The following is a 23299-nucleotide window of genomic DNA, read 5'->3' as shown; positions in this document are numbered from 1 at the left end:
GGAGGCGCGCTCCTTTCCTTCCTTCTCGCCTACCGGGTTAGCTGACGGGTTCGGAGCAGGAAGGTCTCCTACGGGCTCTTCGCACGGGGGAGGTGCGAGGGGCCCGATTCACCCCAAGGGTTGGTTCCCCGGTTCCCTTACGGGATTCGGCACGTGCGCACGGAGCCGTCTCTTGCGACGGCTGGGACGACCGCGCTGCGTTATCGAACGTTAATAGACACGGCACTCCTATTCCAAGCCGTTCCCCTTGATCATTCATTGAATTGGCAGGGAATCGCCCGAGTTGAGCGCCCTTCAGTGAGGCCTTGCCAAACCCTTGAAATCTGACGTTGTGTCAATTGTTATCTCTGAGGCACCTGCTGACCACGGACGGTGACACGCGGGTCAGCGGGGCGCCGGTCCCGGCGGCACCACCGGCATCGTCCGCCGCCGCTCCGGCGCGCCCGCCGCCGGCCGGGTCACCGCGAGCAGCGCCATGTCGTCCGTCGAGCGCCCGCCGGTGTGCCGCCGCACGTCGTCCACGAGCGCGTCGAGGAGCTCTTCGGGCCCCGGGAAGACCGCCCCCGCGAGCCGCGCCGCCGGATCGTAGAAGACCCCCTGCGCGTCCCGCGCCTCCGACAGCCCGTCCGTGTGGAACAGCAGCGTCGTGCCCGGCGGGTACGGCCACTCGTCGGCCCGGTCCGGCCCCACCGCCAGCTCCCCCATCCCGAGCGGCAGCGCCGCCTCGGCCGGCTCCAGCGGCTCCAGGCGCCCGTCCCCGTACAGCAGCAGCGGCGGCGGATGCCCCCGGTTCACGATCCGTACGACCCCGCCCTCGCGCGGGATCTCGGCGAGCACCGCCGTGGTGAACCCCTCGAAGGCGTCGAGGCCCTCGCGCCGCGTCCCCTCCCGGGTCAGCGCCCGTTCGAGCCGCGCCGCCACCCCCTCCAGGGCCGCCTCCTGCTCGGCCGCCTCCCGGAAGGCGCCGATCACCACGGCCACCGCCTCCACCGCGTCCATCCCCTTGCCCCGCACGTCCCCGACCACGAGCCGCACCCCGTGCGGGGTGTCCTGCACGGCGAAGAGGTCGCCGCCGATGAACGCGTCCGCCTGCGCCGCCTCGTACCGCGCCGCGCACTGGAGCCCCGCGATCCGCTCCGCCGGCATCGGCAGCACCGCCCGCTGCGCCGCCTCCGCGATCACCCGCGCCGACGCCAGCCGCTCGCCGCTGCGCCGCACCACCAGGTTGATCACCATCGCCAGCGCGGAGACGGTCACCACGGTGAGGGTCTCGGTGAGCGAGGGCACGTCGGAGAGCGTGTCGTTGTACGCGTGCAGCCCGACCGAGGCGAGGATCGCGGCGAGCCCGGTCAGCAGGGTCGTGAGCCGGGAGAAGAACGGCGCGGCGACCAGCGGCGCGGCGGAGAAGAGCGGCGCCGCCGTGTACGAGGGCGGGGTGGACAGGTCGAAGGCCACCCCGCCGACGATGATCAGCGGCGGCAGCGCCCGCAGGAACCTCCGGGTCGCCCCGAAGGCGACGGGCGGCCGCGCCTCGCCCCCGTAGGGGCCCCGGGGCGCACCGGTCCCGGCGATACGGCCGCCGGGCTCCTCGCCCCGAGGGTGCGCCACCTGAGAACTCCTGACCGGTCGGGGCCCGCCACCGGGCCGTGCGGGCCGGGGCCGGGACCCGCGGCCGCACACCCCTCAAGCCTCCCCGCCCCGCCGCCGCGCGGCGACCGGCGGGGGTCCGACCGGCGTACCCCGAGACGCCCCCCTAGGGCTTCCCCTGTCCCTCCGTCCGCAGCCGGCCGCCCCTCCCGAGCAGGCCGACCGCCGCCGCGCACCCCAGGCCGACCGCGCACAGGGCCAGCCAGGGGACCGCCGTCCACCCCGTGACGTCGAGCAGCACGCCCGTACCGAGGTTCCCGAGGGTGATGCCGACCCCGCACACGGTGTTGTAGAGCCCGTAGTGGGTGGCCACCCAGCGGCCCCGGGAGAGGGCGACGACGGTGTCCATCTCGTACGGGTAGAGCACCGCGTTCGCCACCGCGAGGACCGCCGCGCACAGCAGCAGCGCGGGCACGCCCCGGCCGAGCAGCGCCGGCAGCAGGAAGGCGCCGCCCATCAGGGCGAGTCCGAGGACGAGGCTCCGCTCGCGGGTGAGCCGGGCCGCGCACCAGGCGGTGATCCGCAGCTGCCCGGCGAGCGCGACGAGCGCGGAGACCACGAAGAGCGCGGTCGTCACGCCCGGGCCGCTCGCCGCGAGCGGCAGCGCCAGGTAGACCTGGAAGGAGAGGACGTACGAGCCGGTCATGGCGAGCGAGAAGAGCCAGAAGGTCCGGTTCCCGAGGACGGTGCGGAACTGCCCCCGGGTCCCGTCCTCGGCCCCGCCCTCCGCGCCGTCCCCGGGGACCGGCCGGCCGCCGCCCGCCGAGACCGGCAGGTGGCGCAGCTGCACCAGGGTCAGGCCCAGGAAGAGCACCGCCGCGACCAGGCACGTCAGCCGGAACGACACCCCGGTGAGCACCACCCCGACGAGCGGGCCGAGCAGGATGCCTGCCTGGTAGTAGGCGTTGAACAGCGCGAACGCCTCGACCCTGCGCTCCTCCCCCGCCTCCGCCGCCAGGCAGGCCCGGACGGCCGGGTTGAAGAGCGCGCCCGCGAGGCCGGTGGCGAGCGAGGCGGCGATGAGGAAGGGCAGCGACTGCGCGAAGGCGAGCGCACCGAAGCCGACGGTCCGCAGCGCGCACCCGGCGACGATGAGCGGCTTGAAGCCGAGCCGGTCGGCGAGCGCCCCGCCGACCAGGAACATGCCCTGCTGGGAGAGGTTCCGGACGCCGAGGACGAGTCCGACCGCCCAGGCCGCCAGACCGAGCCCGTCGGCCAGGTGGGCGGCCAGGTAGGGCATCAGCATGTAGAAGCCGAGGTTGATGGTGAGCTGGTTGAGGAAGAGCAGCCGGACCGCCGGGTCGAAGCCGCGGCTCCGCTTCCAGATCCCGCCGCGGGGAGCGGTGGGGGCGGGGGTGCCGGTCGTGGCGCTCATCGGGCGGCCGCCTTCCGGTCCAGGACCCTGCGGGTCCAGCCCTCGATCCCCTCCGGGCCCTCATAGGGCGCGGGTTCGTCCCGTACGGGTCCGTCGAGGAGGCCGTGGGCCGCGCAGTAGGCGTCGTTGAAGACGGTGTCGAAGTAGCGCTGCGGGCCGTCGGGGAAGACGGCGGCGATCCGGGTGCCGCGCGGGCGGGTACGGGCCAGCCAGCCCGCCACGAGCGCGACCGCGCCGACGCTCCAGCCGCCGGTGGCGTACTGGCGGGCGGCGAGCCGGCGGGCCGAGCGGACCGCTTCCGCCGGGGCGATCCAGTGGATCTCGTCGAAGGCCGCGTGGTCGACGTTGGCGGGGTGGATCGAGGAGCCGAGCCCCCGCATCAGCCGTTCCCCGGCGGGCAGGCCGAAGACGGTGGAGCGGATCGAGTCGACGCCGACGAGCTCCAGGGCGGGGCTGCTGGTGGCGCGCAGCGCGCGGGCGATGCCGGCGGAGTGGCCGCCGGTGCCGACGGCGCAGACGAGCACGTCGATCCGGTCGAGCTGCCCGGAGAGTTCGGCGGCGAGGCCGGCGTAGGCGGCGGGGTTGTCGGGGTTCCCGTACTGGTCGGGCCACCAGGCGCCGTCGAGGACGGCGAGGAGTTCGGCGACCCGGTCCTTGCGGGCCTGCTGCCAGCCGCCCCGCGGACGGGGCTCGGTGACGACGTGCACGGTGGCGCCGTGGGCGACGAGCATCCGCTCGACGATCGGCTCCAGTCCGGGGTCGGTGACGACGTGCACGGGGTGGCCGTGGAGGACTCCGGCGAGGGCGAGCCCGAGACCGAGGGTGCCGGAGGTCGACTCGACGATGGGGGCGCCGGGCCGCAGATCGCCCCGGCGGCGGGCCTCCTCGACCATGTGGAGCGCCGGGCGGTCCTTGATGCCGCCGGCGTTGAAGCCTTCGAGCTTGGCCCAGTAGCCGTCGTCCGTCCACAGGACGGGGGTGTTGCCGACGGTGGGGTGCGCGGGGGAGAACAGGGGAGCGTGCGGAGGCATGGCTGTGTCCTCGGAAGTGGGTGGTGCTCCGGGTGGTGCTTCGGAAGGAAGAGCGCCGGGCCGTCGCGGGCGGCGACGGGGCGGTCTCAGTTCCGGTCCACTCCGAGGGAGATGAGCAGCAGCCCGGGCTCGGGGCAGGGCCCGGCCCGGGTGCGGACGTGCCGGAGCTCCGCCGCGGGCGGCAGCGGGGTGGCGTGTCCGACGGTGACGACCGCGCCGGGCCCCGGCGGGTCGAGCTGCGGGACGGCGGCCGTCTGAGCGGGCGGCGGCAGCTCGGCGGAGTGCCCCTCGCCGTCCTGCCCGCAGCCGTGCGGCACGGCGCCGTGGGCGGGGCCGACGACGGCGACGGCCGGGCCGGTCGCCGGGTGCCCCGGCAGGGCGGGCCCGGCGGTCCCGGGGACGCCGTGGCAGAGCCCCGCGAAGAGCGCGAGGAGCGCGAGGAGCAGCAGGAGGACGGGCGCCCGTCCTCCTGCTGCTCCTCGCCGGTCCTTCACGGTCTCGTCACACATGGCGGTCACGACGTTACGTTCCGCGTTCGCGCCCGCGCAAAGAGGCGGGGCACGGAGCGGTACGGTTTCGGCCGCCGTTTACTTCGGACGCCGGGGACGCGCGGGCCTCACAGATTCCGCTCGGCCCAGACCGTCAGGGCGTCCCGCACCAGGACGGCGGTGCCCTCGCCGTGCTTGTCGTAGTTCTTGGTGAACCTCGGATCGTCCACGTACATCTGGCCGAGCCCGATCAGGTACTCCTTCGTCGGCGCGGTGGTGACCGACAGCCACTCGTACTGCCTCAGGGCCAGCGCCTGCACCTCCTCGCCGTCCGCCGCGAGTCCGGCCGCGGCGGCCGCGCCGAAGTCGCGGGCGATGGCCGCCTGCGTCTCCATGAACTCCTTCTTCTCCGCCTCGCCCAGCGAGCGCCACCAGCGGTCGCCCCGCTCGTAGGCGTCGCGGCCCCACCGTTCGGTGACCTCCGCCTCGTACCGCGTGTGATCGAAGCCGTCGAAGACTTCCTCGGCCATGAGCCGTTCTCCTCTCTCGGTCTTGTGGAGAGTGGTCCGCACGGCCTCGATCTGCCGCCCGATGCGCTCGCGCTCCTGCTGAAGGAGGGCCAGATGCGTGCGCAGGGCGGCCGAGGTGTCCCGCTGGCCTTCGAGGACCTCGGCGATCGCGGGCAGCGAGAGCCCGAGCTCGCGCAGCAGCAGGATCCGCTGCAGCCGGACGAGCGCCGCCTCGTCGTAGTACCGGTAACCGTTCGCGCCGATCCGGCTCGGCTCCAGCAGCCCCAGCTCGCCGTAGTGGCGGAGCGTGCGGCTGGTGGTGCCGGCCTTTCTGGCGACCTCCTGGATCGACCACTCCATGCCGAAAACGGTAGAACTTGACGTTGCGTAAAGGTCAAGCCGCAGAGGAAGTATCCGGGAACGCCGAAGGCCCGGATCGATTGGATACGATCCGGGCCTTCGGGCTACTGAGTAGCGGGGACAGGATTTGAACCTGCGACCTCTGGGTTATGAGCCCAGCGAGCTACCGAGCTGCTCCACCCCGCGTCGGTGAATATGACTCTACGGCATGGACGCCCGAATCCGAAATCCGATATCCAGGCAGCCGGTCCGGGCACCCCTGCCGTCTGCCGACAGACAGCCGGCAGACGGCCCGACAGGCCGCCGGTCACCGGCCTGTCAGCAGCCGCAGTCCTCGGCGTCGACCGGGGCCGTCAGCGGGTCGGCGGCCTTCTGCGCCGCCCCCTCCCAGGTCTCGTACGCGAAGCCCTCGCGCACCCAGTACTCGAAGCCGCCGAGCATCTCCTTCACCTGGAAGCCCAGCTCGGCGAGGGCGAGCGCGGCGCGCGTGGCGCCGTTGCAGCCGGGGCCCCAGCAGTAGGTGACGACCGGGACGTCCTTGTCGAGGAGCCGCTCCGCCTGCTCGGGGATGAGCGCGGTGGGGAGGTGGACGGCACCGACGACGTGCCCCTGGTCCCAGGAGGCGGTCGAGCGGGTGTCGATCAGCACGAAGCCGGGGTCGGCGCCGGTCTCGCGGGAGTCGGCCAGGACGGAGGCCACGTCCGAGACGTCCGCGTGGAAGGCGAGGCTGGCGGAGAAGTAGGCGGCCGCGGCGGCGGGGGAGGCCGGCGGGGTGCGCAGTACGGGGTTGAGGGGCTTGACCTGGTTGTCCGTCGTCGTCATGGTGATCAATCTACGGATGATGATCATCGCGCTGAAGTGGCATTCCACGGGGGCCGACGGCTTCGCCCGGGGAAACCCGGGCGATCGCATGCGTACGGCGTGGATCTCACGGGCCGAGACGTCGGCGGGTCACATCCGGTGATTCTGATCCGTCATGGGGACATGACGGGACGCGAAGGGGGACACGGGCGGATGGACGAGACGACGCCGGAGCGCGCGGCCGAAGACACGCCGGACGGCACGACCGGGACCAGGGCCGGGGCCTGGACCGGCACCGGGGCCGGTGACGCGGGCGCCGCCGAGGCGCTGGCGCGGCGGTTCGACGCCGACCGCGGCCATCTGCGGGCGGTCGCCTACCGCATGCTCGGCTCGCTCAGCGAGGCCGAGGACGCGGTCCAGGAGACCTGGTTCAAGCTCAGCCGCACCGACGTGAGCGGGGTCGCCAACCTCACCGGCTGGCTGACCACGGTCATCGGCCGCGTCTGCCTGGACATGCTGCGTTCGCGCGGCACCCGGCGCGAGGACCCCCTCGACACGTACGTGCCGGACCCGATCGTGCACGTCCCCGGCGCCGGCGACCCGGAACACACGGCCGAGCTCACCGAGTCCGTCGGCCTCGCCCTCCTCGTCGTCCTGGAGACGCTGTCGCCCGCCGAGCGGCTCGCCTTCGTGCTGCACGACATGTTCGCCGTCTCCTTCGACGAGATCGCGCGGATCGTGGACCGTACGCCGGCGGCGACCCGGCAGCTGGCGAGCCGGGCGCGGCGGCGCGTCCAGGACGCCGACCCGGGCCCCGGCCCCGACGCGCGCCGCCAGCGGGAGATCGCCGACGCCTTCCTCGCCGCCTCCCAGGGCGGCGACTTCGAGGGCCTGCTCGCCGTCCTCGACCCGGACGCGGTGCTGCGCGCCGACGGCGGCCCGCTCCTCGCCGGCGCCTCCAAGGTGGTGCGCGGCGCCGAGGAGATCGTCCGCCAGGCCCTCCTGTACGCGAGCTTCCGCAACGCGGCGCTGCCGCTCGTCGTCAACGGCGCCCCGGCCGTCCTCGGGGTCGTCGACGGCAAGCCGGCCTCGCTCCTCGCCTTCACCATCGTCGGGGACCGCATCGTCCGGATGCAGGTCCTGGCCGACCCGGAGCGCCTCGCGGCCCTGGACATCCCGGCGGAGGCACTGGCCCGCGCCGTGTACCCGGACTGACCCCGGCGGGCCGTACCGTCGGCCCCATGAACAGCCACGAACCGCGGAGCGGCGACCCGGCGGGCCCGGACCACCCGGCCCGCCGGGGCCTCCGGGACCACCGGGACCACCGGGACCACTGGCAGTCCACGTACACCGCCCACCCCGGCATGTACGGGGACGAGCCCTCCGCCCCGGCCCGGTACGCCGCCGGGCTCTTCCGGGAGGCGGGCGCCCTGGACGTCCTGGAGCTGGGCGCCGGGCACGGCCGGGACGCCCTCCACTTCGCCCGTACGGGATTCTCCGTACGGGCCACGGACTTCAGCGCCGCCGGCCTGGCCCAGCTGAGGGCGGCGGCCGAGGAGCGCGGACTCGGGGACCGGATCGCGACCGCGGTCCAGGACGTGCGCGAGCCGCTGGCCGCCGCCGACGGCACCGCGGACGCGGTCTTCGCCCACATGCTGATGTGCATGGCCCTGTCGACGGCCGAGATCCGGACGCTGACCGCCGAGGTGCACCGGGTGCTGCGCCCCGGCGGCCGGTTCGTCTTCACCGTCCGGCACACCGGGGACGCCCACTACGGGACGGGCCGCGACCTCGGCGACGACATCCACGAGCACGGCGGCTTCGCCGTGCACTTCTTCTCCCGCGAGCTGGTCGAGGACCTGGCCGCCGGGGGCTGGCGGCTCGACGACGTCACCGCCTTCGAGGAGGGCGAACTCCCGCGCCGCCTCTGGCGGGTGACGATGACCCGCGTCCCGTAGACCGGCCGCTCCCCTATCCGGCCGCCGCCCGGCCGGCCTTCAGCAGGGAGGCTCCCACGGCCAGGGAGGCGGCGCCGCTGGCGAGGCCGAGGACGGCGCCGGCGGCCACGTCGCCGGGGTAGTGGACCCCGGTGTGGACGCGGGAGTAGCCGACCGCCCAGGCGAGCAGCCCCAGCGGCACCGCCGCGGGCGGCAGGACCACGCCGGCCGCGGTGGCGAAGGCGACCGCCGAGGCGGTGTGCCCGGACGGGAACGAGGCCGACTCCGGCATCGGCACGTGCCGGCCCACCACCACCCGGGCCGCCTCCCGGTCCGGGCGCGGCCGGCGGACCAGCCGCTTGCCGAGGAGGTTGGCCGTCGCCGAGGCGATCGCGATCGCGCCGAGACCCGCGGCCGCGGCGCGGCGCGGGCGCCCCGGGAAGAGGGCGAGCCCGGCGGCGACGGCGAAGGAGATCTTGGAGTGGTCGGCGGCGTGCGACAGCCGGCGCAGCCCGACGTCCAGGGCGGGCGTGGGCGTCGCGGCCACCGCCCCGTACACGGCCCCGTCCACCATCCGCAGGTCGTGCAGCACGGCCTGCGCGGTGGAGACGGCGGCCCGGGGCCGGTCCCGCAGCCGCACGGGAGGCACGGTCCGCGTGCCGCCCGCCTCCTCGAACCCGTCGCCCGCCTTGTGCCCGCCGCCCTCCTCGAACCCGTCGCCCGCCTTGTGCCCGCCGCCCTCCTCGTGCCTGCCCCCGTCCTCGTACCTGCTCGCGTCCTCGCTGCTCATGCGCCACTCCTGTAGGAGTCCTCGGACGACGCCCGAGGACGGTTGATGACCGAACTGCTCGACACCCCGGCCCGGTACGGGTCGGGGAAGGCGATCCGTACGAGCCGCCGCCAGTCCAACGGCGGGGGCGGCGGAACCACTCCCGGCCTGACCCTCGGCACCAGCACGCGCAGCGCCCGCGGCCGCAGTTCGCAGACGACCGGCGTGGGCAGGACGAGCGCCTCCCCGTCCACGGCCACCGGCAGGGTCCGCTCCGCCTTCGGCACACCCGTGTTGGTGACCCCTCCGTGGACTTCGACGCGGTGCGCGGTCAGGACGTTGAGCGCGGCGGAACGATTGCCGAGGACGGCCAGCTCGGCGGCGTGCGCGGCGCCGTCGACGCGGATGCCGATGACGCCCAGCCGCCCGCCGTCCAGCCGGGTGCGGTGCCCGGCGCCCGCGCTGAACGGATCGGGCGCGGCGTACGGGTTGTTGCTGACGAGGAGGGCCTGCTGGCCCGGCAGCCGGGTGGCGTCGGCGGTCGCGTCGAGCCGGTCGCCGAGGCCGCCCCGCAGCAGGTCGGGCAGCGCCTCGAACGCGGTCTCGGCCTTGGCGTCGCGGTACTCGGGCCGCCGCACCACGTCCGCGTACACCCCGAAGGAGACGGTGTTGACGAACGGCCGCCCGGCGACCGTGCCGAGGTCGACGCGGAGCTCCTCCCCGTCGGTGAGCGCGTCCAGGCAGGCCGCCGGATCGTTCCGGTCGAGCCCCAGGTCCATCGCGAAGTGGTTCCGCGTCCCCGCCGAGATCACGAGAAAGGGCAGGTCGTGCTCGACGGCCACCGCCGCGACGAGGGCCTGGGTGCCGTCCCCGCCGGCGACCCCGAGCAGATCGGCCCCGTCGGCGACGGCCTTCCGGGCGAGCGCCGTGACGTCGACGGGCTCGGCCGGATCGAGCACCACGACCCGCGCCCCGAGCCGCTCCGCCTTGCGGACGAGCCCGAACCGCTCGACCTTCCCGCCCCCGGACTTCGGATTCATGATCAGCACAGGATGCCGGGGCCGCTCGGCGGCCACGGCGGGCGCGGGCGCGTCGGCCGCCTCACCCGGCCTGCGCAGCGCCGCCCGCGCACACCCCAGCGCCACCGCCCACAGCCCGAGCGCGGCCAGCGCGAACAGCCACAACCCCCCGACCACGTACAGCACGAGCACGCCCACCGGCGCCCCCACCGCCACCACACCCCCCGCGACCCGCAGGGCCCCCCGGTGCGCGACGAACCACCACAGCCCCACGGCCCCGGCGACCAGCCCCACGACCCCGCTCAGCAGCACGTAGAGCCCGCCACCGCCCAACGCCGACAGCAGCACGAACACCGCACCCGCGGCCGCCCCCAACGCCCACCGGGCCAACTCCCGGGCACCCCCCGCCCCGGCCCCGCCGCCCCACCACCGCGCATCCCCGTCCACGACCCCACCTCCACCTTCCAAGCCTCCCCCACCCTCCCCCGAACCACCCCACGACAGCAGCCGTTCGAAGGAAGATCACCCCGTCTCCCGCCTCCCGCAGGCAGGCCGGAGGCGTCAGCCGTGCGCCCGGACCGTCAGATACGGATCGCGCCGCAGCACCTCGCGGCTGCCGAGCAGCACGCCGACGGCGAGCCCCGTCGCGGGCAGGAGCAGCAGGGCGAGCGCCTCGTACGGTCCGGGAAGGGCGTCCGTGAGGGCGATGGGCAGCCCCAGGACGCCGCTGAGCGGCCCGGCGGCCAGCACCGAGCAGAGCACCCCGGCGCCCACGCCGGCCATCCCGGCCGCGCCCCCTGACAGGAGCGCCTCGCCGAGCAGGATCCGCCGCACCTCGCCGCGCCCCACGCCGAGGACCCGCAGCACGGCGAACTGCCCGAGCCGCGCCCGCGCGCTGTCCGCGGCCCGTACGGCTCCGAGGACGGCCGCCGCGACCACCAGCACCGGCACCCCGAACCGCATCCCGAGCGCGGCGAACCCGAACAGGCCGGGCAGTTGGCGGACCCGGTCGGAGACGGGGGCGGCGGCGAAGCCCTGCTCCTGGAGCGCCCGGGTCACGGCCGCCACCCGGTTCTGGTGCGCGACCACGACGACGGCGGACTCGGCGCCCTCCCGGTCGCGGAACGCCTCCGTCTCCTGCCCGGCGCGGGCCGCCGCGAGCCGGGCGGCGGTCGGCTCGGCGAGGTAGGCGACGTCCCGCCCGTCGCTCTGCCAGGAGGGGTCGTACAGCGCGACGACCCGCAGCCGGACGACGTCCGTCGTCCCCGAGGAGACCCCGGTGGCGCGGGTGTGGCCGAAGGCGACGGTCCGCCCGAGCAGCGGACGGAAGTCGGTGCCCTGCGCGCGGGCGGGCAGCACCACGTCCCCGGCGCCGAGCGCGCCGGGGATCCGGCCGGCGACGACGGGCAGGTCGTCGGCCGGGGTGAGCGTACGGCTGCCCAGGTCGTACGTGCCGTCCTCCGCCGCGTACAGCGTGGCGGGGTGGTCGGCGACGACCCGCTCGACGCCGGGCACCCGCGCGGCCTCCCGCAGCGCCGGCGTGGTCAACGGCCGTACGGAGGCGTCCTCTTCGAAGGAGGACAGTTCGATCTGGGTCAGCCCGCCGGACCCCAGCACGTCCCGCTCGACCGCCCCGGCGGCGCCGCCCGCGACCCCTGCGCAGAGCCCGACGGCGGCCGTGAGCAGGGCGAGCGTGGGCAGCGAGCGGCGCAGCGACCGCCCGTCCCGCCACCAGGTGTACAGGCTCCACCGGCTCACACCAGCCCCCCTTCGCGGACGGCGGCGAGGACCCCGTCCTCCAGCACGTACCGCCGGTCGCAGGCCGCCGCGACGACCGGGTCGTGGGTGACGAGCAGGACGGCGGAACCCTGGGCCGCGCAGGACCGCAACGCGCCCATGACCCCCTCGGCGTTCGCGGGGTCGAGCCCAGAGGTCGGCTCGTCGGCGAGGACGAGCAGGGGCCTCTTCACCGCCGCCCTGGCCACGGCGACCCGCTGCCGCTGGCCCCCGGAAAGCTCCTCCACGCGCGCGTGGGCCAGCCGTTCCATCCCCAGCTCGCGCAGCAGGCTCCGGGCCTCCTCCTCGTGCCGGGCGAACCGGGGCCCGAAGGCGGCGGCGACGTTCTCCCAGGTGTCGAGGAACGGCAGCAGCCCGAGGTCCTGGAGCACGATCCCGATCGACCGCAGCCGCATCAGGTCCCGCTCGGCCGCCGACAGCCCGGCCACCTCCGTACCACCGACGCGCAGCGTCCCGCCGGACGGGGCGAGGACCAGCCCGAGCAGCGCGACCAGCGTGCTCTTCCCGGAGCCCGACGACCCCTCGACGGCCACCGTCTCCCCCGCCTCCAGACGGAGATCGGCGCGCGCGAGCCCCGCGCCGGAGGCATAGCGGAAGGACAGCCCGTCGGCCTCGACGACGGGTGGGGCGGAACGGTTCACAGGACGTCCTCGGGGCTGGGGTCGCGGTCGGGACGGTCCCGACCGCCGGGTGCCGTCAGGCGAGAAGGAGGTACGCGGCCAGGGTGGCGTCCGCGGCAGCGGTACCGCCCGCGGCCTCGGCGTACAGATCGGGGTAGCGGGCGTCCCGGTGCCGCGCGAGCAGGGCGGGCAGCTCGTCCCAGAACGCCTGAGGGACCGTCACCCCGGCGGCGAGCGCGGCCCGCACCGCGTCCGAGGCCGCCACCAGGTCCCCGTTCCGCAGCGCCCGCCGGGCGAGTCCGACGAGGTCGGTGCCGTCGACCAGCTCCGCCGCCCGCTCCGTACAGCCGGCCTCGCCGAGCACGGCGGCGACGCCGGCCAGGTCGGGATCCCCGGCCGGCAGGTCCACGACCGTCGGCCGGCACCCCAGCCCGAACTCGGCACGGGCGCTCATCGCCCCGTACCAGCTCCGCCGGTTGGCCGGGGTGAGCCGCCCCGGCACCGCCAGCGCGGCCGCCTCCTCGGCCCCCTTCTCGGCCTGCGGACCGCACTCCAGCGACAGCCGATGACACGTCATGGCGAGCAGCACCCGGTCCGCCGGATCGAGCCCGTCCTCCGTCCCGAGCCTCCGCAGCCCCTCCACCAGCCACCCCGGCGCCTCCCCCGGCCGGCCGCCGGCGGCAAGGGCGCGGGCGGCGTCGTAGGTGGCGCTGAGCGTGCCCATCTGGGCGGGCGTCCTGGCGACGAGCCCGTCCGCCCCGACCCGGGCGGCCGGCGGGGGCAGTGCCGCCGCGGCCTCCGGCGCGTCCCCGCTGAGGGCCCGCCGGACGAGCCAGCGCGTCTGCGGATCGGGGTCGCTCAGCGCGGGCCGCAGGCACGCGCGCGTGGAGCGGTCCGACCGCCCGCCGAGGAGCGTCAGCGCGGCCCGCTGGACGGCTTCGAGTCCGGCGCAGTCGTCCGGCGCGCGGGACCCGGTCTCCCGCAGGACCCGGGTCGGCGTGGCCTCGACGCCCGCGGCCCGCAGCGCCTCCACCGCGTAGAGGGCGGGCGCGGGCTGGTCGCCGCGGGCGACATCGGCGGCGAGCCGTGCCACGGCCGCCCGCGGCACGTCCCGGCCCCGTCCCAGGCAGTCGAGGACCCGCAGGAAGGCGGCACGGGTCATCAGCGACGTCGGAGCGTCGTCGCCCCGGTCGGGCGCGCGGAGATAGGCGACCGCCTCGCGCTCCGCCTCCCGCCGGATCCCCGCCCGGTCGACCACGCCGCCGGCGGCCCGCCGGTCGCCGTCCGTCGCGAGACACACGTAGTACGCCCGCCAGGCGGCGGTGTCCACGGCGTCCCGGCGGACGACCTCGACGAGCGCGTCCCCGCGCACCGGCGGCACGGCGCCGCCGACGGCGGCTTCCAGCCGCCCGTACGCGGTCGGGTACAGGGCGGGCGTCCGCCCGACCTCGTCCCGCCCGGCCCGCACCAGGTCGTTGGCCCCTCGCAGGGCCCCGAGCTGCACCCCGAGCCCGCTCCCCGCCGCCCCCGGCCGCGGCACCTCGCCCCCGCCACCGAACAGAACCACGCCGAGCACCGAGGCCCCCACGACGGCCGCGACCCCACCGGCCCACCGCATGTGCCCCTGCTGCCGCATGAGCCCCGTCTGCCGCGTAAGCCCCACTCGCCGCATGAGCCCCACTCGCCGCATCCGGCTCGCCCGACGCAACGGCTCAGTCGTTCGCGCAGGCCGAGGCGAACGCCTTGACCCCGGACTTGAAGATGCTGCCGTCCGAGCAGGTCGTGATGCTGGTGTTGAGGGAACCGCCCGGATCCGCGATCCCGCTGATGTCCGCGATCCAGGAGTTCTGGTTCGTCCAGGTGACCTGCCGGGTGTTCTCGCTCACGGGCGTACCGCTGGGACTCAGCGAGAGGGTGGCCTGAACGCCGTTGGCCTTGACGGTCGCCACGTTGGTGATCTTGCTGACCGTGTACCGGGCGGACCCCTTCAGGGCCTTCGTGGAGGTCTTGAAGGAGCACTTGTCGGCGTAGACGTTGCAGTGCCAGGCGTTCACCTCGACCCGCGCACCCGTGCTCGGCAGCGCGGCCGAGGCGCTGTCGGAGACGGCCGAGGTGGGTACGGTCGCGGCGGCCACGAGCAACCCGGCCACCCCGACGACCTGCAGCGTCCTCATCATCTGTCTCTCCCCTGTGTCCGCGGAACACCCGAGCCTAGAGATCGCCGCCCGCCCGGAAGGTGGCCGAAAGGGCGCGAAGAAACGTCCACGGCGCCCGCGCGTCGAGCGCGCCGACGGTCACCCGGCCGACGGGACGATCTGCCCGGCACGAAGGAGCGCCGCCCCCACCCGTGACCCGTTTCCGGCCACTGCGCTGCCCCGCTGATTCACCCGTCCGCAGCAGTCGAATAATCCGTTGACGCCCCCGGGAGGCGCCCTGTTAGCTGGTGGGGTCGTTCTGATTCGTTCTGGGCCTGTGTGCCCTGGAAAAGGGTGTTGATGTCCCGGTCCGCGCCGAGTGCGCCTCGCCGTACCGCGTAACCGTCCGTAGCCTTCGCCTCCCGTCTCTGCGGGTGGCTGCCGGACGTGTTCTCCGGTGCTCTGAACCGCCTGTCGCCGCGCCACGCCACCGATCCGTGGCGCGTGATCGGGCTGCCTTCCGACGAGGCCACTCGGCCTGCTCTTGCTGTCTCGACCGACTTCCCAGCAAGGAGCAACCGGGTGTCCAACCACACCTCCCCCACCTCCCACCACACCCTCGGCCTCGGCACCTTCGCCTGCGCGTGGTGCGGTCTGACCGTGTCCGCGTACGCCTCCGACGGCGCGCCGCGCAACCACTGCCCGTCCTGTCTGCACTCCCGGCACGTCCTCGACCACGTCGAGGGCGGGGCGAGCCACTGCGAGGGCCGGATGTCGCCGATCGCCATCGCCGTCCTGCGCACCGGTGACTGGCGGGTGATCCACCGCTGCGTGCGCTGCGACGAGCTCACCTCCAACCCGGTGTGCGTCGACGACAACCAGCTCATCCTCATGCGCATGGCGGTCCGCCCGCTGGCCCAACCGCCCTTCCCGCTCGAAGCGTTCGGAACCCTCTGACCGCCCGGAAAGGGAAGGAGCACCGCCATGCCCCGCAACAACCACAACAACCACAACAACCGCACCAGCCGTGGCCGGCGCCGCCCGCAGCGGTACAAGGACGTCCTGCACACCCAGGGCGGGCACCGGGCCAACGACTTCCGGTGCGCGTCCTGCCGGCTCGACGTGTCCCTCGTCGCCCCCGGCACCGCGCACCGCAACCACTGCCCCCACTGCCTCGCCAGCCTGCACGTCGACCGGCGGATCCCGGGCGACCGCGCCGCGGACTGCCACGGCCGGATGGAGGCCCTGGGCATGTCCGTCCGCCCGGACGGCGAGTGGCTGCTCATCCACCAGTGCGCCTCCTGCGGCGAGCTCAGCGCCAACCGCGTCGCCGGCGACGACAACCCGCTCGCCCTCGTCCGCCTCGCCCTCCGCCCCCTGGCCGACCCCCGGGCCGCCGGCCGCGCCCTGCTCACCCTGTGACCGAGAGAACCGACGGATAACCGACGCCCACGGGGTCACCCGTGCCCAAAGCGCCTACCGCCCCGGGTAAACAGAACGACGAAGCGCCCCACCCGGTCCGGACCGGGTGGGGCGCTTTGCTGGCGGTAGGCCGTGTGGGACTCGAACCCACAACCAATGGATTAAAAGTCCACTGCTCTGCCAATTGAGCTAACGGCCCGTGTGCGAGCACTCCGTGCAGCATAGCCCGACGGGCCCGGGGAACCGATCGGGTATCGGAACCCGCCGCGCCGTGCGCAGGGTCAGTGAAGGGTGCGGAAGGTGTTCCAGCCGCCCGTGCCGATGAGCTCGCGGAGGCCGTAGCGGTCGCTGGTGCGGCCGCGGCCGTAGCTGTAGTAGGCGTAGAGGCGGCCGGACGCGTCGCGGGCGACGAGGTCGCTGTCGCCGTCGGCGTCGAGGTCGCCGACGCCCTGGACGGCCGTGTAGACCTGCCAGCCGCCGCCGACCCTCACGCGCGGGGTGACGCCGCCGGACGGGGTGCCGAAGTAGGCCCACAGGACGCCGGAGCCGTCGATGCCGAGGAGGTCGCCGCGGCCGTCGCCGTCGAGGTCGCCCGCGCCGGTGATCCGCTTGTACAGCTTCCAGTTGATGCCGATCCGGACCCGGGGCGCGAGGCGGTGGTCGGCGGTGCCGGCGTAGAAGTACAGGTCGCCGGTGGTGGTCTGGCGCGCGATCAGGTCCTGGTGGCCGTCGGCGTTGACGTCGCCGGGCGGCGTGAGCACGTCGTACTGGGCCCAGCCGGCGCCGAGGGCGGTGTACGGCGACGAGGCCGTGACGACCTTGCCGCAGCCCGGCCGGTAGGCGCGCAGCTCGTTGCCGACGCGGCCGAGGACGTCGGCGCAGCTGTCTCCGTTCACGTCGCCGAAGGGCACGAGGAGGGTGCCGGCCGGGAAGGCCGCGCCGGTGGCGGTGGCGCGGGCGGAGAGCCCGCCGAGGCCGTTGCCCCGGTAGAGGGAGACGGCGCCGGACGTGTTCACGCCGAGCAGCTCGCCCTGGGCGTCGGCGCCCGCGAGGTCCCGGAAGGCGGGCCGGCTGCCGGAGACCGTGATCCGGCCGGAGGCGTACAGGTCGCGGCCCTTGCCGTCGGCGGTGAGGGCGCGCACCTCCCACGCGTACGGCCCGTTCGGCGCGGGCAGGCCCGCCGCGTTCCTCCCGTCCCAGGTGACGTCGATCCGCCCGCGGGTCTCGGTGCCCCGGAAGGTCCGCAGGGGCTCGAAGCTGTACGCGTCCACCACGTTCACCTCGTACAGGGAGGCGGGCTTCGACAGCGTCCAGGACGCCTTCCAGGTCCCGGGCATCCGCAGCCCGGTCGGGGTCGAGGCGGCGGCGGTCCTCAGGTCGGAGGCGGGGATGTCGGTCCAGACGACGTGCACCCGCTGGTCGGCGCCCCGGTAGGCGACGGCGCCGCCGAAGCGGTCGACGGTCCAGACCGTCCGCCGCGTGCCGTGGACCTCCTCGGCCGGGGTCAGGGCGAAGGGCACGGCCGCCTTCCCGCTGGAGAAGTCGATGACCCGCAGGAACGCGCTCCGCAGCTCCACGAAGTAGCCGTCGCCGAGCAGTCCGCCCCCGCGGACCCCCTCGGGCAGCGCGATGCGGACGGGAGCGGACGGGTTCTTCAGGTCGAGGATGCCGTGCTTCACGTACTGCCCGCAGGACCAGTAGAGCCAGCGGCCGGCGGCGACCTGGAGCTCGGTCAGGGGGCAGCCTGCGCCGGTCGCGACCGTGCTCAGAACCTTGCCGGTGGCCAGGTCCTCGCGGACGACGTCGCCCGTGGTGCCCGTGCCGCTGAAGAGGGTGTCCCCCCAGAGGGCCGCCGCCGCCTGCGGCCGGCGCGCGACGATCTTCTGCGCGTCCATGTCGAGGAGAAGGGTCTCGCCGCCCACGGCGAGTTCGCCCTGCCAGGTGGTGAAGCCCGTCTGGACGACGGTCCAGCGGCCGAAGGCGTCGGCGATCCAGGCGTCCCGGCCGCCTACCACGACCCGGGTGGTCTTTCCGATGTCCGGGCCGCTGGTCCTGCGGGAGACGACCGTCAGAGGGGTTTCCTGGATCCTCGGGAGCGAGACCGTCCGGCCGTCACCGGTGTCGAAGAGCGGCATCCTGTCGTCCCATTGCGCGCCTGCCTCGCCGCCTGCCCAGGCCGCCGCGGTCTGGCCGGTGTGGAGCGGGCCGACCGACAGGGAACGGCTCTGAAAACCGGGGCCCTTCGAGCCGTCCTTCTCCAGTGTGGTGAGCCGGCCCATCCCTGGCGCCAGAGACCCCACCTCGGCCGGCAGCGGCGCCACCGGGCGCAGCTTCTCCAGAGCCGGGGCGGCGCCGCCCTTGCTCGGTACGGCCCTGAGGACGGCCCAGTCGGTGGCGGACGTACCACCGACGACGGCCACGCCCGACCCGTCCGCGATCTGTGTGATCTGCTCCTGCGCCCCCGCGAGCAGCGTCTCCCGTACGCCGGCAGGGCTCACGGCGACCAGGCGGCGGGTGAGCACGCCGCCGGCGGTCGCGGACTCGGTCGTGGTCAGGAGCCAGTCGCCGACGAGCCCGATCCGGGCGCCGTTCAGACCGGCCGGCAGCGGATAGGTCGTCCCCGGGACGTCGAGGTCGGCGCGCTGCCGGATGTGGACGTTCCGGTCCGGGTCCACCCACGCGATCCGCTCGGCGGTGACGGCGACGCCCGAGAAGGACTCCGCGTACGCCCCCGTCGGCGCCGACAGCACCCGCATCCGCCCGGTGGCCAGGTCCACGAGCCCGAGGACAGAGTCACGGACCGCACCCGAGGTCCCGACGGTGAACCGGAGTACGGCCACGTCCTCCGCGCCGGCCACCAGCCGCGCCCCGTGGAGGTCGGCGCCGACGGGCCAGCCGGTGACGGGGACGGAGGCGCCGTCCGGGGCGCTCGCGGCCCGGAGGAAGTACCCGCTGGTGGCGCCGAGCGACGTACCCGCCACGTACTGCTGGAAGAGCAGCCGGTCGCCGACGAGCCCCCGGTAGGAGGCGTCGTCGGGGACGGTCAGGGCCGTCGTCGTACCGCTCTCCAGGTCCAGGACCCCGTGTTCACCGAGGTTCGGCGCCACGTACGCGTACCGGCCGCCGGTCCCAAACTGCGCGAAGGAGGCGATTCCGTCGCCCAGCGACCGGCTGGTGCCACTCGCGAAGTCCGTCCACTCGACGTCTGCCCCGGAGCCCTCGGTCCGATGCGCGTACCCACTCGCACCTGCGGCCAGCACGGTCTCCGCACGGGGCTCCGCCCGCCAGTTGGGCTCCACGTCCACCTGGTCGATCCCCACCACCGGCGCCCCGGGCGCGGCCATCGCCCCCGGCGCGAGCCCCCCACCGGTGACGGCCAGGACGGCGGCCAGCAGAGCGACACGGGTACGAGCACGACGCACGGGCGCGGATGCGGTACGAGACAAGAGGGCCCCTCCCCAGGGTCCAGCGCTGTGGCGGGCGGTGCAGGCGATCGGACACATGAGCGTCCCACGTATCCGTGTACGAGACCGGTCCGGCCCCGTGATGGTTGTACGGGAACGGACCGGCCTCTCATCGATGGCGCGGGATCGTCAGGAGAGCGTCCGGTACATCTGCCAGCCGCCGCCGATCCGCACGCGGCCGGCGAACTGGCCGGCGCCCGACCCGGCGTACCGCCACAGCACCCCGGCGGTGTCGCGGGCGACCATGTCGGCCCGGCCGTCGCCGGTGAAGTCGCCGACGCCGACGAGGGCGTTGTACGTCTGCCAACCGCCGCCGATCCGTACCCGGGCGCCGAAGTTGCCCTTGCCGGTGCCGAGGTAGCGCCAGAGCACACCGGTGGTGTCGCGGGCGACGAGGTCGCCGTGCTTGTCGCCGGTCAGGTCGCCGGTCCCCACGATCCGGTCATAGGTCTGCCAGCCGCTGCCGATCAGCGTCCGGGTCTTGAACGCGCCGCTGCCGTTGTCGGCGTACATCCACAGCTGGCCGGCCGGGGTACGGGCGAGCAGGTCGGGGCGGCCGTCGCCGGTGAGGTCGCCGGGGGAGGTGAGGACGTTGTAGATCTGCCAGCCGCCGCCGATCGTCCGGCGCGGGCCGCCGGGCACGAACGCCGTCTTGCCGCACGAGCCGTCGTGCCGGGTCAGTGTCCCGGCCGAGTCGCGGACGAGCAGGTCGGCGCAGCCGTCGCCGGAGAGGTCGCCGAAGGGCACGGTGACCGAGGAGGCTGGCCACCCGGAGCCGACGGCACCGGTGCCGAGCCCGCCGGTCCCCGTGCCGGTCCGCACGGCCAGCTGCCCGGCGGAGGTGAGGCCGAGCAGATCGCCCTTGCCGTCGCCGCTGAGGTCCCGCCAGGCGGGCTGGGGCGCGGGGGCGCCGCCGGACACCGTCAGGGAGCCGGTCAGCGAGAGGTCGGCGCCGATGCCGTCGGCGGGGCGGGCGGTGAGGGTCCAGGTGTACGCGCCGTTCCGCGCTGCCTTGCCGGAGCCGTCTTTCCCGGTCCAGCCGGCGTCGATCCGGCCGCGCGCCTCGGCGCCCGAGACGGTGTGGACGACCGTCCCGGTGGCCTTCTCCTTCACGGTGACCTTCCAGGCGCCGGTGGGCTTGGAGGTCCACCAGCGGCCGGACCAGCCGGCTCCGGAGGAGGCGAGGTTCAGCGCGGCGCCGGTGACGTCGGAGTCGATGACGTTGACGGGCGGCGCGGCGACGCCGGTGCCGACGATGCGGACCCGCTGGTCGGTGCCGGCATAGGCGACGTGTCCGCCGAAGCGGTCGACGGTCCAGCCCCAGCCGGCCCCGTGCCGTTGCCCCAGCGCGGCAGCCCCCACAAGGACGCGCGTCGGAACCGCCGACCCGGTGGCGGGCAGCCCGGCGGACAGGTCATGGAGCCGCAGCCCGGCCGTTGCGTCCTGCTGGACGAGGTAGCCGTCGCCCAGCAGGACGTTGCGGAGGTTCCGTCCGGGCACGGCCATGGTTCGTCCGGTCTGCCGGTCGTAGACGCCCGACCCCTGCTCGGGGCCCCACTCGCTGTCCTCGCACGACCAGTACACCCAGCGTCCGGCGGCCTGGAGTTCGGTCGGCAGGCAGGAGTTGGGCGTGCTGAAGGAAGCCCCGGCCGCACCGGTCGTCAGCGACTCCGAGGAAATCTTCGGGCTGCCCTTGTCGACGCTCCAGAGGGTGGCCCCCCAGACCGCGGCCAGACTGTCGCCGACGCGTCGCGTGACGGTCGCGTCGCCCGCCCCCTTGAACCGGACGACGGACGGCTCGTCACCGGGCACATCGGTGACCACCACCCCGAACCGGCCGGAGAGGTCGGTCAGCCGGTCGCCGGTCGTCGCTGCGTAGGGCCCCCAGTCCCGTTCTCCGTTGCGGTACAGGACGGTGTACCCACCGTTGAGGGTGGTGCCCCGCAGCCCGTGGGTTCCGTCGCCGCTCGCAGTGATCCGGTCGTAGAGTCGCTGCCCGGGGGGCTCGTAGCCGCTGAACTGCGTGCTGGTCATCGGGGCGTCCACGGTCGTCCTGACGGGCTGCGGTTGTCCGGCGCCCGTGGACATCCAGGTGGACCGGTAGACCCCGTGGACGTCCCCCGGGTAGAAGTGTGTGCTGTTCACGGCCGTGGTGAGGATGCCGCTGCCGAGGGAGAGACCGAAGATCTCGGCGGGCATCGGCTCGATGGTGCGAAGGCGGTGCTTGGTCACGCCTCCGTCGGCGGTCGGCGAGATCCGGAAGATGGCCCAGTCGACGTCGCCCGACGGTTCGGCGGTCTCCGCGCCGGCGACGAGCGCGTCACCCTGCGGGGTCAGGACGATCTGGGTGTACGCGCGCTGCAGCAGCGGCTTCGACAGTCCCTCGCCCGCGTCCGGCAGGTTCCACAGCTCCGTACCCCGGTACTCGTTGTTTCCGGGGTTCTGCGGATCGACGGCGAGGACCGCCCTGCCCACCGGGGCGAAGGTCGTGTTGTACCTGCCGCCGGAGCCGACCGCTCGTATCAAGGTGTGCGGAGCCGCGCGGTCCAGGATCGCCACTCCGTCCCGCAGGATCGTTCCCGCGCCGAGACGGAAGCCGCTCACGGCCCAGGGCTGTTCCGGATCCGGGCGGTCCGGAAGCTCCTTCGCCACCCCGTCGGCGATGTCCACGATCCTCCACCGGTTCCAGGTCTCCCCAGCGGATTCCTTGTAGCGGAGGACGAGGGAGGTCGCGTCCGCGTCCTCCAGCCCGCCGAGCACGGCGCCCTCGGGGAAGCCGGTGATCGGGCCGGCCGTCACCTTCCCGGTCGCGGAGTCGTACCGCAGCAGGTGGTAGGCAGTGGGCGCCTCGGCCGTGCCCGTACGGGTGAGAACGGTGTCCCCGTAGGTTCCTACGTACTCCTGCCCCAGCGGGATGACGATGTCGGCGAACACCGCGCCCGCGCCCTTCTGGAGGGTGACGTGCGGAGCGGGGGTGGCGGAGTGGACAGCGACGGTGTCGGAGCCGTCACCCCAGTATCCGGTGTCGCCGAGCGACAGCGACCGCTGGTTGTAGTCCCAGTACCCATCCACGTAGTTGAAGCGCGGCGCCTCGGGCAGGGTGACGGAGAGCGGGGTCGCCCTGCCGGTGGCGTAGTCGATCCACTGGAGGCGGGTGTCGCCCTCCTGAGCCAGCAGGTATCCGGTCTTACCGGCGTTGAGGATCGAGGTGGCGCGCGGCGAGAAGCGCGGCGCGGCCGGGAGCACGGTGGTCTGCGGCGCCGTGTCGGCGAGCGCGGGCGGTGCCACGATCCCGGCGGACGTCGCCGCCGTGACGGTCGCGAGCGCCAGGACGAGGGCGGCGCGGGCGCGCGTCCGCCGCGCGGGTGCGGTACGAGACAAGGAGGCCCCTCCGGGGGTGGTCCATGAGTACGGGGGGCGGGCTGGACGCCTGAGCGTCGCGCGCGCCCGCGTACGAGACCGCCGGAGGCCCCCGATGGTTGTACGCCGGACGCGACGAACCCCCGTGACGGTCGGTGTCACGGGGGTTCGTCGGTGTGTCAGGTCACGCGGGCTCAGCCGTTGCGCTTCCAGCGGGGCTTGTCGTCGCGGCGGCCGCCACCGAAGGAGGAGCCGGACGGGCGGTGGTCGTCGCGGCGGAAGCCACCGCCGGACGGGCGGTCGTCGCGGCGGAAGCCGCCGCCCGAGGGGCGGTCGTCGCGGCGGTCGCGGTTGAACGGACGGTCGTTGTCGCGGCGGAAGCCACCGGACGGACGGTCGTCGCGACGGAAGCCGCCACCGGAGGGACGGTCGTTGTCGCGGCGGAAGCCGCCCGACGGACGGTCGTCGCGACGCTCGAAGGAACGGCCGCCACGGTCGCCACCACGGTCATCGCGGTCGCGGAAGGACGGACGGTCGTTGTCCCGGCGGAAGCCGCCCGACGGAC

General features: G+C 74.6%; 18 protein-coding genes, 2 tRNA genes, 1 pseudogene and 1 riboswitch. Of the genes and pseudogenes, 4 read left to right on the top strand and 17 right to left on the bottom strand.

The window, feature by feature from the left end; translation table 11 throughout:
• Positions 1-11: 11 nt before the first annotated feature.
• Positions 12-162, bottom strand: a riboswitch (cyclic di-AMP (ydaO/yuaA leader).
• Between the two features lie 222 nt (positions 163-384).
• The 7 genes from ABZ621_RS15770 to ABZ621_RS15740 all read right to left on the bottom strand — a co-directional run bounded on the left by ABZ621_RS15770 (position 385) and on the right by ABZ621_RS15740 (position 6232).
• Positions 385-1491: a PP2C family protein-serine/threonine phosphatase gene (locus ABZ621_RS15770; protein WP_360604687.1), complete on the bottom strand. Its 1107-nt coding sequence runs from the start codon at positions 1489-1491 to the stop codon at positions 385-387.
• Between the two features lie 262 nt (positions 1492-1753).
• Entirely contained in the window at positions 1754-3022 is a 1269-nt protein-coding gene (locus ABZ621_RS15765; RefSeq protein WP_360604643.1) for an MFS transporter, read from the bottom strand.
• The gene (locus ABZ621_RS15760; protein ID WP_360604641.1) at positions 3019-4053 is read right to left on the bottom strand and encodes a PLP-dependent cysteine synthase family protein; all 1035 of its coding nucleotides are present in this window, start codon (positions 4051-4053) and stop codon (positions 3019-3021) included. Before ABZ621_RS15760 ends, ABZ621_RS15765 begins: the two co-directional genes overlap by 4 nt.
• Before the next feature lie 86 nt (positions 4054-4139).
• Positions 4140-4571, bottom strand: coding sequence for a hypothetical protein (locus ABZ621_RS15755; protein WP_360604639.1), 432 nt, complete (start codon positions 4569-4571; stop codon positions 4140-4142).
• Between the two features lie 98 nt (positions 4572-4669).
• Positions 4670-5410 carry a MerR family transcriptional regulator gene (locus tag ABZ621_RS15750; RefSeq protein ID WP_360604637.1) on the bottom strand — a complete coding sequence of 247 codons (741 nt, stop codon included), beginning with the start codon at positions 5408-5410 and terminating at the stop codon, positions 4670-4672.
• Between the two features lie 112 nt (positions 5411-5522).
• Positions 5523-5596: transfer RNA gene (locus ABZ621_RS15745), tRNA-Met, on the bottom strand.
• Positions 5597-5728: 132 nt separating this feature from the next.
• Positions 5729-6232 (bottom strand): rhodanese-like domain-containing protein, encoded by a 504-nt coding sequence (locus ABZ621_RS15740; RefSeq protein WP_360604635.1) that lies wholly within the window; start codon positions 6230-6232, stop codon positions 5729-5731.
• 192 nt (positions 6233-6424) lie between these two features.
• On the opposite strand from ABZ621_RS15740, the gene ABZ621_RS15735 reads away from it, so the two are divergent.
• Both ABZ621_RS15735 and ABZ621_RS15730 read left to right on the top strand, forming a co-directional pair.
• Positions 6425-7426, top strand: a complete 1002-nt coding sequence (locus ABZ621_RS15735) for a sigma-70 family RNA polymerase sigma factor (RefSeq protein WP_360604633.1) — start codon at positions 6425-6427, stop codon at positions 7424-7426.
• Between the two features lie 26 nt (positions 7427-7452).
• Entirely contained in the window at positions 7453-8169 is a 717-nt protein-coding gene (locus tag ABZ621_RS15730; RefSeq protein WP_360604631.1) for a class I SAM-dependent methyltransferase, read from the top strand.
• A gap of 13 nt (positions 8170-8182) precedes the next feature.
• On the opposite strand, the gene ABZ621_RS15725 is transcribed toward ABZ621_RS15730, so the two are convergent.
• From ABZ621_RS15725 to ABZ621_RS15700, 6 genes are all read right to left on the bottom strand, one after another.
• Complete coding sequence (locus tag ABZ621_RS15725) at positions 8183-8938, bottom strand: phosphatase PAP2 family protein (RefSeq protein ID WP_360604629.1); 756 nt, start codon at positions 8936-8938, stop codon at positions 8183-8185.
• On the bottom strand, positions 8935-10383 hold the full coding sequence (locus tag ABZ621_RS15720; protein WP_360604627.1) for a diacylglycerol kinase family protein: 1449 nt from the start codon (positions 10381-10383) through the stop codon (positions 8935-8937). Before ABZ621_RS15720 ends, ABZ621_RS15725 begins: the two co-directional genes overlap by 4 nt.
• 114 nt (positions 10384-10497) lie before the next feature.
• A complete protein-coding gene (locus ABZ621_RS15715; RefSeq protein ID WP_360604625.1) occupies positions 10498-11694 on the bottom strand; it encodes an FtsX-like permease family protein in 1197 nt (398 codons plus the stop codon).
• Positions 11691-12374 carry an ATP-binding cassette domain-containing protein gene (locus ABZ621_RS15710; RefSeq protein WP_360604623.1) on the bottom strand — a complete coding sequence of 228 codons (684 nt, stop codon included), beginning with the start codon at positions 12372-12374 and terminating at the stop codon, positions 11691-11693. The genes ABZ621_RS15715 and ABZ621_RS15710 overlap by 4 nt, the downstream gene beginning before the upstream one ends.
• A 55-nt stretch (positions 12375-12429) precedes the next feature.
• Positions 12430-13989 (bottom strand): hypothetical protein, encoded by a 1560-nt coding sequence (locus tag ABZ621_RS15705; RefSeq protein ID WP_360604621.1) that lies wholly within the window; start codon positions 13987-13989, stop codon positions 12430-12432.
• 76 nt (positions 13990-14065) lie between these two features.
• Positions 14066-14530 carry a hypothetical protein gene (locus tag ABZ621_RS15700; protein ID WP_360604619.1) on the bottom strand — a complete coding sequence of 155 codons (465 nt, stop codon included), beginning with the start codon at positions 14528-14530 and terminating at the stop codon, positions 14066-14068.
• Between the two features lie 540 nt (positions 14531-15070).
• Here ABZ621_RS15700 and ABZ621_RS15695 point away from each other — a divergent pair.
• Together ABZ621_RS15695 and ABZ621_RS15690 are read left to right on the top strand one after the other, a co-directional pair.
• Entirely contained in the window at positions 15071-15445 is a 375-nt protein-coding gene (locus tag ABZ621_RS15695; RefSeq protein WP_360604617.1) for an RNHCP domain-containing protein, read from the top strand.
• 27 nt (positions 15446-15472) lie between these two features.
• The gene (locus ABZ621_RS15690) at positions 15473-15910 is read left to right on the top strand and encodes an RNHCP domain-containing protein (protein WP_360604615.1); all 438 of its coding nucleotides are present in this window, start codon (positions 15473-15475) and stop codon (positions 15908-15910) included.
• A 126-nt stretch (positions 15911-16036) separates the two neighbouring features.
• Here ABZ621_RS15690 and ABZ621_RS15685 read toward each other — a convergent pair.
• The 4 genes and pseudogenes from ABZ621_RS15685 to ABZ621_RS15670 all read right to left on the bottom strand — a co-directional run.
• Positions 16037-16109 (bottom strand) — tRNA-Lys (locus tag ABZ621_RS15685).
• Positions 16110-16191: 82 nt separating this feature from the next.
• Complete coding sequence (locus ABZ621_RS15680) at positions 16192-19332, bottom strand: FG-GAP-like repeat-containing protein (RefSeq protein WP_360604613.1); 3141 nt, start codon at positions 19330-19332, stop codon at positions 16192-16194.
• Between the two features lie 171 nt (positions 19333-19503).
• Positions 19504-22755, bottom strand: a complete 3252-nt coding sequence (locus ABZ621_RS15675) for an FG-GAP-like repeat-containing protein (RefSeq protein WP_360604611.1) — start codon at positions 22753-22755, stop codon at positions 19504-19506.
• Between the two features lie 173 nt (positions 22756-22928).
• A pseudogene (locus ABZ621_RS15670) lies at positions 22929-23299 on the bottom strand (RNA helicase); the annotation flags it as partial.

It is taken from the genome of Streptomyces sp. NPDC007863, from assembly GCF_040633895.1.
Classification (GTDB): domain Bacteria; phylum Actinomycetota; class Actinomycetes; order Streptomycetales; family Streptomycetaceae; genus Streptomyces.
Note: the sequence above shows the minus strand (reverse complement) of the source record. Positions and strands in the feature narration are given on the sequence as shown.

Coding starts and splice junctions, on each gene's coding strand:
- ABZ621_RS15705 (WP_360604621.1), bottom strand. CDS start 13,989: ATGCGGCAGCAGGGGCACATGCGGTGGGCCGGTGGGGTCGCGGCCGTC.
- ABZ621_RS15730 (WP_360604631.1), top strand. CDS start 7,453: ATGAACAGCCACGAACCGCGGAGCGGCGACCCGGCGGGCCCGGACCAC.
- ABZ621_RS15750 (WP_360604637.1), bottom strand. CDS start 5,410: ATGGAGTGGTCGATCCAGGAGGTCGCCAGAAAGGCCGGCACCACCAGC.
- ABZ621_RS15735 (WP_360604633.1), top strand. CDS start 6,425: ATGGACGAGACGACGCCGGAGCGCGCGGCCGAAGACACGCCGGACGGC.
- ABZ621_RS15760 (WP_360604641.1), bottom strand. CDS start 4,053: ATGCCTCCGCACGCTCCCCTGTTCTCCCCCGCGCACCCCACCGTCGGC.
- ABZ621_RS15765 (WP_360604643.1), bottom strand. CDS start 3,022: ATGAGCGCCACGACCGGCACCCCCGCCCCCACCGCTCCCCGCGGCGGG.
- ABZ621_RS15690 (WP_360604615.1), top strand. CDS start 15,473: ATGCCCCGCAACAACCACAACAACCACAACAACCGCACCAGCCGTGGC.
- ABZ621_RS15725 (WP_360604629.1), bottom strand. CDS start 8,938: ATGAGCAGCGAGGACGCGAGCAGGTACGAGGACGGGGGCAGGCACGAG.
- ABZ621_RS15700 (WP_360604619.1), bottom strand. CDS start 14,530: ATGATGAGGACGCTGCAGGTCGTCGGGGTGGCCGGGTTGCTCGTGGCC.
- ABZ621_RS15740 (WP_360604635.1), bottom strand. CDS start 6,232: ATGACGACGACGGACAACCAGGTCAAGCCCCTCAACCCCGTACTGCGC.